General features: G+C 61.6%; 8 protein-coding genes. 5 read left to right on the top strand and 3 right to left on the bottom strand.

Annotation, left to right across the window (positions count from 1 at the left end):
• Positions 1-142: 142 nt before the first annotated feature.
• Together HMPREF2656_RS04725 and HMPREF2656_RS04720 are read right to left on the bottom strand one after the other, a co-directional pair.
• On the bottom strand, positions 143-667 hold the full coding sequence (locus tag HMPREF2656_RS04725) for a type 1 glutamine amidotransferase domain-containing protein (RefSeq protein ID WP_070423283.1): 525 nt from the start codon (positions 665-667) through the stop codon (positions 143-145).
• A 45-nt stretch (positions 668-712) separates the two neighbouring features.
• On the bottom strand, positions 713-2086 hold the full coding sequence (locus tag HMPREF2656_RS04720) for an AI-2E family transporter (protein WP_070452548.1): 1374 nt from the start codon (positions 2084-2086) through the stop codon (positions 713-715).
• A 181-nt stretch (positions 2087-2267) separates the two neighbouring features.
• Here HMPREF2656_RS04720 and HMPREF2656_RS04715 point away from each other — a divergent pair, with 181 nt between their 5' ends.
• The 5 genes from HMPREF2656_RS04715 (at position 2268) to HMPREF2656_RS04695 (ending at position 8363) form a co-directional block, all read left to right on the top strand.
• Entirely contained in the window at positions 2268-3788 is a 1521-nt protein-coding gene (locus HMPREF2656_RS04715) for an acetaldehyde dehydrogenase ExaC (RefSeq protein WP_070615468.1), read from the top strand.
• Positions 3789-4043: 255 nt separating this feature from the next.
• Positions 4044-5876: a molecular chaperone DnaK gene (dnaK, locus tag HMPREF2656_RS04710; RefSeq protein ID WP_070484726.1), complete on the top strand. Its 1833-nt coding sequence runs from the start codon at positions 4044-4046 to the stop codon at positions 5874-5876.
• A 33-nt stretch (positions 5877-5909) separates the two neighbouring features.
• Positions 5910-6590 carry a nucleotide exchange factor GrpE gene (gene grpE / locus HMPREF2656_RS04705; RefSeq protein WP_070815994.1) on the top strand — a complete coding sequence of 227 codons (681 nt, stop codon included), beginning with the start codon at positions 5910-5912 and terminating at the stop codon, positions 6588-6590.
• Positions 6591-6734: 144 nt separating this feature from the next.
• Positions 6735-7919 (top strand): molecular chaperone DnaJ, encoded by a 1185-nt coding sequence (gene dnaJ / locus HMPREF2656_RS04700; protein ID WP_070815993.1) that lies wholly within the window; start codon positions 6735-6737, stop codon positions 7917-7919.
• Between the two features lie 21 nt (positions 7920-7940).
• The gene (locus HMPREF2656_RS04695; protein ID WP_070484720.1) at positions 7941-8363 is read left to right on the top strand and encodes a heat shock protein transcriptional repressor HspR; all 423 of its coding nucleotides are present in this window, start codon (positions 7941-7943) and stop codon (positions 8361-8363) included.
• Positions 8364-8448: 85 nt separating this feature from the next.
• Here the strand turns inward: HMPREF2656_RS04695 and HMPREF2656_RS04690 are convergent.
• The coding region (locus tag HMPREF2656_RS04690) for a thiamine pyrophosphate-dependent enzyme (RefSeq protein WP_246825116.1) at positions 8449-9599 on the bottom strand (1151 nt) is incomplete at its 5' end.

Below are 9599 nucleotides of genomic sequence, written 5' to 3'. Positions count from 1 at the left end.
ATGTCCAAAAAGTCATGAGACATGACACGTCTAGCAGCATCACAAGCCCAGCTAGACGATCCGCTCCGAACAGCTCCCAGACATGCAGAAAGCCCGCCGGCGTAAACGCGCCAGCGGGCTAAAAGCAGCTACCTCGCAGAAGTTACTTTGCAAACTCCTCGACGAGTGCGGCGTTGAAGGCCGGCAGATCGTCCGGGGTGCGCGACGAGATGACGCCGGAGTCGATGACAACTTCCTCGTCGACCCACTCGGCACCTGCGTTGACCAGGTCGGTCTTGACGTTGGCAACGGAGGTGATCTTCACGTCCTTCAAGATGTCGGCATCCGTCATGATCCAGCCTCCGTGGCAGATCACGCCGATCGGCTTGCCTGCGTCCTTGAACGCCTTGACCAGGGCGACGGCGTCGGAATCAACGCGGATGGCATCCGCGTTGAGGGTGCCGCCCGGGAGGATGAGGGCGTCGTAGTCGGCAGCCTTGGCATCGGCGGTGGTGACGTCGACGGCGACCTTGGCGCCCTTCTTGCCCTCGATCTCACCGGTTTCGGTGGAGACGACCTTGGTGGTTGCGCCGGCTTGTTCGACGGCCTCCTTCGGGGAGGTCAGTTCGGAATCTTCAAAGCCGTCGGTCGCGAGGATTGCGATGGTCTTGTTATTCAGATCGGCCATTGGTATTTCCTTTCGTCGATAACCAATTACGGCACACCACCGTACCTAGTCTTCGTCGTTCACGCCGGGGAGGCGACCGGGTGGGTTGGTGTCGATGTCGGACGGGGTGTCGTCGTCAAGCGGGACGCGCGTGGAGCCAAGCCCCTCTTTCACGGGCTCTTTTTCGCGTTTGGCAAGGCGCATCATGTGGTCGCGCACAGCGAGGAAGGATTCCTTGGAATCCATGGTCTGAGTTTGTTGGGTGGCCATGGCTATCTCGTCGGCGGTGATCTCGCCGGAGCGCAGCGAAACCATTTCAGCCCAGTAACGCAGCCACACGGCGGCGACAGCGGCAACCGGAACCGCGAGGAACGCGCCGACGATGCCGAACAGGGTGCCGCCGACAGCGACGGCGAGCAGGACCACGGCGGCGTGTAGGCCCATCGCCTGGGACTGCAGGATCGGCGAGAGAACGTTGCTCTCCAGCTGCTGTACGGCGATGATGAGGATGAGCACGAACACGGCGTTCATGAACCCGTTGGACACCAACGCGATGATCACCGCCAGAGCGCCTGCAGAAATCGCACCGACGATCGGGATGAAGCCGGCGAAGAACGTGATCACCGCGAGCACCGGCCACAGTGGCACGCCGAGGAACAGTAGGCCGAGACCGATGAAGATGGCGTCAACACCGGACACGATGGCCTGGGTGCGGATGAATCCGGACAGGGTGTTCCAGGAGCGGCTGCACACTTCGGTGAGGTGCCAACCAGCGCGCACGCCGGTGTACTTGCGCACCCATGGCAGGAAGCGGTCGCCGTCTTTGAGGAAGAAGAAGGTGAGCACCAGGGTCAGTGCGAGCGTGGTGCCTACCGACGCAATCGCGCCCAGGCCCGAGAACACTCCCGACGCAATGTTGGAGGCCTGGCCCTTGGCAAAGGCGGTGACTTGATCGACGGTTTCTTGGATCTTTTCCGGCTCAAGGAATGCCAGGTCGCGCTGTTTCAGCCAATCGACGATCTGATTGAGGCCCTGCTCAGTCTGACGTACGAGCTCGCTGCCTTGGCTTTTCACGGTTGGGGCCATGGCGGCGAAGATGCCGCCGATGATGCCGAAGAAGCCGATCAGGGTGATGAACGTGGCCAGGGATGCGGGGACCTTGTGGTCGCGCATCCAGCGCACCGGTGGCCACAGGACGGTGGACACAATCAGTGCTAGAAGAATCGGCAGAAGGCCCATCCAGACCCATTTGAGCAGGTAGAGAAGGATGGCCGTGGCTGCGACAACGATGATGAAGCGCAGTGCCCACGCGGCGGCGGTGCGGCCGTCGGAGGCGATGACCTCGCCGCGGTCAACCGGCTCGCGGGAGAGGTCTTGGGCGGCGTCGGCCGTGGTGGGCAGTGTCTGGATCGGGTCTACAGCCGTGTCCAGAGCTCCCACATATTTTGGTTTTTTACGTTCACTCACGTGGTCATTGTGTCAGAGATGTGTGGTTATGCATAAGGGGAAGGGGCGTGGGGTCGTCGAAAAGTGCGCGCAAGGGGAAGTTGTCCTAGACCACAAAGGGATTTGGGTGTAGTGTGGCCCACAATTCATTCCACTACTGAGAAAGGCCACAACGATGACTGTGTTTCCCAACCCTGGCACCGAGGGCTCGAACGTCAAGTTCCGCAAGCGCTACGACAACTACATCGGCGGCGACTGGGTTCCGCCGGTAGATGGCGAGTACTTCGAGAACATCACCCCGGTCACCGGCGAGGTGTTCTGCGAGGTTGCGCGCGGTAAGGAAGCCGACATCAACCTGGCGCTCGACGCCGCACACAAGGCCGCACCCGCGTGGGGCAAGACCTCCCCGCAGGAGCGTTCCGGCGTCCTGCTGAAGATCGCGGACCGCATGGAGGAGCACCTTGAGGAGCTCGCCGTCGCGGAAACCTGGGAGAACGGCAAGGCTGTGCGTGAGACGCTCGCTGCCGATATTCCGCTGGCGATTGACCACTTCCGTTACTACGCAGGCGCGCTGCGTGCACAGGAAGGTCGTCTGAGCCAGATTGACGAGGACACCGTCGCCTACCACTTCCACGAGCCGCTCGGCGTTGTTGGCCAGATCATTCCGTGGAACTTCCCGCTGCTCATGGCGGCCTGGAAGCTTGCTCCGGCGCTGGCTGCAGGTAACGCGATCGTGCTCAAGCCGGCGGAGCAGACCCCGGCGTCGATCCTGTATCTGATGGATCTGATCGGCGACCTCATTCCGGCGGGTGTGCTGAACATTGTCAACGGTATGGGCGACGAGGCCGGCGCGGCACTGTCTGGTTCTGACCGCATTGCCAAGATTGCGTTCACCGGCTCGACTGAGGTGGGCAAGATCATCAACAAGGCCGCGGCCGACAAGATCATCCCGGTCACCCTCGAGCTCGGCGGCAAGTCCCCGGCACTGTTCTTCGAGGACATCTTTGCCAAGGATGATGACTTTAAGAAGAAGGCCATCGAGGGCTTCGCAATGTTCGCTCTGAACCAGGGGGAGGTCTGCACCTGCCCGTCCCGTGCGCTGGTGCATGAGTCCATTGCGGACGAGTTCCTTGAGCTGGGTGTGCAGCGCGTCAAGCAGATCAAGACCGGCAACCCGCTGGACACCGAAACGATGATGGGTGCGCAGGCCTCCACCGAGCAGATGGACAAGATCAAGTCCTACCTCGAGCTTGGGCCCCAGGAAGGTGCTGAGGTGCTCACCGGCGGCGGCGTGAACAAGATTGAGGGCCTGGAAAACGGCATGTACATCGAGCCGACCGTGTTCAAGGGCACCAACGACATGCGTATCTTCCAGGAGGAGATCTTCGGCCCGGTGATGTCCGTGACCACGTTCAAGGACTTCGACGAGGCTATCCGCATTGCCAACGACACCATCTACGGCCTCGGCGCCGGTGTCTGGGCGCGCTCCGGCACCACCGCCTACAAGGCTGGTCGCGCGATCCAAGCGGGTCGTGTGTGGGTGAACCAGTACCACTCCTATCCGGCTCACGCGGCGTTCGGTGGTTACAAGAAGTCCGGCATCGGCCGCGAAACCCACCTGATGATGCTCGACCACTACCAGCAGACCAAGAACCTCCTCTGGTCCTACTCCGAGAAGGAAACCGGCCTGTTCTAAGGGCATTTGCTTAGCGACGACACCCTCATCGCCCACTTATGTTCCCGGTCGGTGAGGGTGTTTTTGCGTGCTTCTACCTGCGGAAACAAATAAAGTTGCGTCGAGTGGGAACAACTTTGGGTACAGTGCCGTTACATAGATTGAGTGCAACAGGCTCAAGGATGTGCCCGCCGGTGTTATAGTGGTGGCCGTCAAGTTGAGTCGAAGCGCATCAACTTACTGATAAACCACATTTCAACAGGAGGAATTACTTTTATGGCACGCGCAGTTGGTATTGACCTTGGCACCACGAACTCGGTTGTTTCCGTCCTTGAGGGCGGCGAGCCGGTAGTTATCGCTAACGCTGAGGGTTCCCGCACCACCCCGTCGGTTGTAGCTTTTGCGAAGAACGGTGAGGTGCTTGTTGGTCAGTCTGCAAAGAACCAGGCGGTGACCAACGTCGATCGCACGATCCGCTCCGTGAAGCGTCACATGGGCGAGGACTGGACCGTAGATATCGATGGCAAGAAGTACACCCCGCAGGAGATTTCCGCTCGTACGCTGCAGAAGCTGAAGCGCGACGCGGAGGCTTACCTGGGTGATGAGGTCACTGAGGCTGTTATTACCGTTCCGGCTTACTTCGAGGACGCTCAGCGTCAGGCCACCAAGGAAGCTGGCCAGATCGCAGGCCTGAACGTCCTGCGTATCGTGAACGAGCCGACCGCTGCGGCTCTGGCTTACGGCCTGGATAAGGCTGAGAAGGAAGAGACCATCCTGGTCTTCGACCTTGGCGGCGGCACCTTCGACGTGTCCCTGCTTGAGATCGGCGATGGCGTTGTTGAGGTACTGGCTACCGCTGGTGACAACGAGCTCGGCGGCGACGACTGGGATAACCGCGTAGTCGAGTGGCTCGTGGACAAGTTCAAGTCCCAGAACGGCGTTGACCTGTCCAAGGACAAGATGGCTATGCAGCGTCTGCGCGAGGCTGCGGAGAAGGCCAAGATTGAGCTTTCGTCTGCACAGCAGGCTTCCATCAACCTGCCGTACATCACGGTTGATGCAGAGAAGAACCCGCTGTTCCTCGACGAGACCCTGACCCGCACCGAGTTCCAGAAGATCACCTCCGACCTGCTGGATCGCACCAAGAGCCCGTTCAACCAGGTGATCAAGGATGCTGGCATGTCTGTCGGCGACATTGACCACGTTGTTCTGGTTGGTGGCTCGACCCGTATGCCGGCTGTGTCCGATCTGGTCAAGGAGCTCACTGGCAAGGAGCCGAACAAGTCCGTGAACCCGGACGAGGTTGTGGCTCTGGGTGCTGCTCTGCAGGCTGGTGTCCTGCGCGGCGACGTCAAGGACGTGCTGCTGCTCGACGTCACTCCGCTGTCCCTCGGTATTGAGACCAAGGGTGGTGTGATGACCAAGCTCATCGAGCGCAACACCACCATCCCGACGAAGCGTTCGGAGACCTTCACCACGGCTGAGGACAACCAGCCGTCCGTGCAGATCCAGGTCTTCCAGGGTGAGCGCGAGATCGCTTCCGCGAACAAGCTGCTCGGCTCCTTCGAACTGGCAGGTATCGCTCCGGCACCGCGTGGTGTTCCGCAGATCGAGGTCACCTTCGACATCGACGCCAACGGCATCGTGTCCGTGTCCGCGAAGGATAAGGCCACCGGCAAGGAGAACACGATCAAGATCCAGGACGGCTCTGGTCTGTCTGATGAAGAGATCGATCGCATGATCAAGGACGCCGAGGCTCACGCTGACGAGGACAAGAAGCGCCGCGAGGAGCAGGAGACCCGCAACAACGCGGAGACCATGGCGTACCAGACCCGCAAGTTCATGGACGAGAACGGCGAGAAGCTTTCCGAGGACATCAAGACCCGCGTCACCGAGGCTGCCGATGCTGTCGACGAGGCCCTCAAGGGCGAGGACCTGGATGCCATCAAGTCTGCAGTGGAGAAGCTGACCACCGAGTCCCAGGCAATGGGCACCGCGCTCTACGAGGCTCAGGCCAACGAGGGTGCTACCCAGGCTGATGCTGGCGACGACAACGTTGTGGACGCCGAGGTTGTCGAGGACGACGACACCGACGCCGACAACAAGTAATCCAACCCAGTACGTGTAAGGAGGCGACGTCTGATGACGAACCCGAACAACGAGCAGATGCCCGATAACCCGGGTAATCCGGAGGCGACGGACGAGCAGTACGTCTCCCCGGATCAGGCGGAAGCCCTGGCCGACGAGGCGGCCGAGTCCGAGGCACTGTCCACGGACGAGGACCCTCTCGTTGCCGCGGAAGCTGAGTTGAAAGACTTGGAAGACGCAGCGCAGATCACAGAGGGCGAGGTAGACCCGGACGTCGATGGCGACGGCACGGTCAGCGACATCGAGTTGCAGCTCGCAGAGCGCACCGAGTCCCTGCAGCGTGTCAGCGCCGAGTACGCCAACTACCGCCGCCGCACCGAGCGTGAGCGTGGCGAGATTGCCACCACCGCGAAGGCAAAGTTTGCCACCGAGCTGTTGCCGCTTCTCGACGATCTCGATCTCGCCCAGCAGCACGGCGACCTGGAAGAAGGCCCGCTGAAGGCCTTCGCGGATAAGTTCCGTTCCATCGTCGCTGGCCAGGGTGTGAAGGAGTTCGGCGCTGAGGGCGACGAGTTCAACCCGGAGGTCCACGAGGCCGTGCAGGATCTGTCCCAGGGCGATGAAAAGGTTCTGGGAACGGTGCTGCGCAAGGGCTACACGGTGGGTGACCGCCTGGTGCGAAACGCCATGGTGATCATCGCCGATCCGGCTGAAAGTGCCGACACCACCGAGTAACAACAACTTGGTGGCAGGGCCGGGGAATGGGTACACGCAAACGATAAGCGGCCTGATCCCCGGCCTTTTTACTTAGATTATTTAGTGAACGAAATTTAGAAGACAACAACTCCACACCGATTTACAGCGAAAGGAGGGTGCGAGATGGCTATGCAACAGGAATGGGCCGACAAGGATTATTACGGCGACTTAGGTGTGTCGTCGACGGCAAGCCAGGCCGATATTAAGAAGGCGTACCGCAAGCTCGCACGCGAAAACCACCCGGATTCGAACCCCGGCAACAAGAAGGCCGAGGAGAAGTTCAAGCGGGTCGCGGAAGCGTACGACGTTATTGGCGACGAGCAGAAGCGCAAAGAATACGACCAGTTGAAGTCCATGATCGGCTCGGGCGGCTTTGGCCGGTTCGGGCGGGGAGGAGCGTCCGGTTTTCCGGGCGGGTTTCGCGGCACGGAAACGGAATTCGACCTCTCGGACATCTTCGGATCAGCCACTGGTGGACAAGCTGGAGACGGCGGCCTTGGTGATATCTTCGGTGGCTTCTTTGGCGGCCGCGGCGGTGCTGGCAGGAACGCTCGGCCGTCGCGGGGGGCCGACGTCGAAACGGAAATAACCCTCGACTTCCGCGAAGCAGCCAAGGGCACGACGTTCCCCGTCGAGCTCACCGGCGACGCACCGTGCACCACCTGCCACGGCTCTGGTTCGAAGTCCGGCAAGACGCACACGTGTGAGGTCTGCTCCGGCTCCGGCTACATCCGGGAGAACTCCGGCGCGTTCGGCATGGCTCGTCCCTGCACGAACTGCCACGGCACCGGTGAAGTCATCGAGGATCCGTGCACCACATGCAACGGCACCGGCACCGTCCGACGTACCCGTTCGATCACGGTCCGCATCCCCGCAGGCGTCATCGATGGTCAGAAGGTGCGCCTTGCAGGCCAAGGCGAAGCAGGTCCCAACGGCACTCCCGCCGGCGACTTGTTCGTCATGGTGCATGTGCGTAGCGACGACACCTTTACCCGCTCCGGCGACGACCTCGAAGTCACGGTCCCCGTCTCGTTTGCAGAGGTCGCCCTCGGTTCCCCTATCACGGTGCCGACCCTAGACAACGCGGTGAAGGTCAAGGTCCCCGCTGGCACCCCGAACGGCCGCACCTTGCGCGTGCGTGGCCGTGGTATCCCGAAGCGCTCCGGCAACGCCGGCGACCTGTTGGTCACGGTTGAGGTGAAGGTGCCGAAGGATCTTGACCCGTCCGCAACCAGCGCGCTGCGCGCGTACGCCCAGGCCGAGAAGGATTCTGGTTTCGACCCGCGCGCCGGCTGGTCCGAGCGCTAGACGGCGAAAGGAGGTGTAACCATGGCAGAAGAGAAGGAATACTTCGTCATCTCTGTCGCCGCCGAGCTCACCGGCATGCACGCCCAGACCCTGCGCACCTACGACAGGCTCGGCCTGGTCACCCCGATGCGTACCAAGGGTGGCGGTCGCCGCTACTCCAGCCGCGACATCTCGATGCTGCGCCGCATCCAGTACCTCTCCCAGGAGGAAGGCGTGAACCTGGCGGGCATCAAGACGATCATTGAGCTCTCCGCGCAGATCGAAGAACTGCAGGACGAGTTGGATGCCCAGCGCGGCCACAACGAAGAGCTGCGCCAGAAGTTGCGCAACGGTTCTCGCCGTGGCGGCGAGTTGGTGCACGTGCCGCGTTCCACCGCGGTCGTTGCATGGGAGCCAGCTGCTTCACGACGACGCCGTCGCCGCAACCTCACCCCCGACGCCTAGTCGGCGGCAACGACAGACAAGAAAAGCCCGCGCTACCCATCACAGGGGCAGCGCGGGCTTTATCGCGCATTCGAACTACCGCAACCTACCCGCCGAACTCGATGGCGGCGGCACCACCGATGTGGCGGAGGTTGGACTTGGCCAGGTTGAACAGTCGGCCGACGCCACCTTCGAGGAAGGCGGTGCGGGCGCCGGACTTGGCAAAGCCCTTCATCATGTCCCAGGTGATTCCCGGTGGCAGGGAGAGAGCCTCGGGGTCGGTGACGATGTCAACGACTACGGGGCCGTCGTAAGCAAGTGCTTCCTTAAGCATCGGCTCGAGGTCCTCGGGCTCCTCGATGCGGAAGGACTTGATGCCGACACCCTTGGCGATCTCGGCGAAGTTGACCTGTTCGTGGTCGGTGCCGAAGTAGGGCATGCCAGCCACCATCATCTCGAGTTTGACCATGCCGAGGGAGGAGTTGTTGAAGCAGATCACCTTCACCGGCAGTTGGTGCAGCTTGATGGTGAGCAGTTCACCCATGAGCATGCCCAGGCCGCCGTCGCCAGACCAGGAGATGACCTGGCGGTCCGGCTGTGCGGCCTGGACACCGATGGCCATGGGCAGGGCATTGGCCATGGTGCCGTGGAGGAAGGATGCGCCTTCGTCGCGCTTGCCGTTCGGGGTGAGGTAGCGCGAGGACCACACGTTGCACATGCCGGTGTCGACGGTGAAGTAGGCGTCGTCGTCGGCAAGTTTGTCCAGCACGGAGGCAGCGAGCTCGGGGTGGATCGGCTTCTTCGACTCGAAGGCTTCCTCGGTGTAGCTCTTCACCACGTGGTCCAGCAGCTGGTAGTGGCGTTTGAGCATCTTGTCCAGGAACTTGCGGTCCTTCTTCTCCTCGATGTGGGGGAGGATGTTTTCGATGACGCTCTTCACGTCGCCGACGACGGGGTAGTCGACCTTGGTGCGGCGGCCGATGTGGGTGCCGTTGATGTCGATCTGGGCGACGTTTTCCTCGGGGAGCCAGTCGGTGTAGGGGAAGTCGGTGCCGACCATGATGAACAGGTCGGACTCTTCCATGGCGTCGAGGCAGGCGCCGTAGCCAAGGAGGCCGGACATGCCGACGTCGTAAGGGTTGTCGTACTCGAAGTACATCTTGCCGCGGAAGGAGTGGCCGATCGGGGATTTGATCTTCTCGGCCAAAGCGAAGACTTCGTCGCGGGCGTCGCGTGCACCGTAGCCGCAGAACAGGG

This window comes from Corynebacterium sp. HMSC034B08 (assembly GCF_001835805.1).
GTDB classification, from domain to species: Bacteria; Actinomycetota; Actinomycetes; order Mycobacteriales; family Mycobacteriaceae; genus Corynebacterium; species Corynebacterium coyleae.
Note: the sequence above shows the minus strand (reverse complement) of the source record. Positions and strands in the feature narration are given on the sequence as shown.

What these genes read in the sequence shown, in the direction of transcription:
- dnaK (WP_070484726.1), top strand. Translation starts at nt 4,044, where the DNA reads ATGGCACGCGCAGTTGGTATTGACCTTGGCACCACGAACTCGGTTGTT.
- HMPREF2656_RS04695 (WP_070484720.1), top strand. Translation starts at nt 7,941, where the DNA reads ATGGCAGAAGAGAAGGAATACTTCGTCATCTCTGTCGCCGCCGAGCTC.
- HMPREF2656_RS04725 (WP_070423283.1), bottom strand. Translation starts at nt 667, where the DNA reads ATGGCCGATCTGAATAACAAGACCATCGCAATCCTCGCGACCGACGGC.
- dnaJ (WP_070815993.1), top strand. Translation starts at nt 6,735, where the DNA reads ATGGCTATGCAACAGGAATGGGCCGACAAGGATTATTACGGCGACTTA.
- grpE (WP_070815994.1), top strand. Translation starts at nt 5,910, where the DNA reads ATGACGAACCCGAACAACGAGCAGATGCCCGATAACCCGGGTAATCCG.
- HMPREF2656_RS04715 (WP_070615468.1), top strand. Translation starts at nt 2,268, where the DNA reads ATGACTGTGTTTCCCAACCCTGGCACCGAGGGCTCGAACGTCAAGTTC.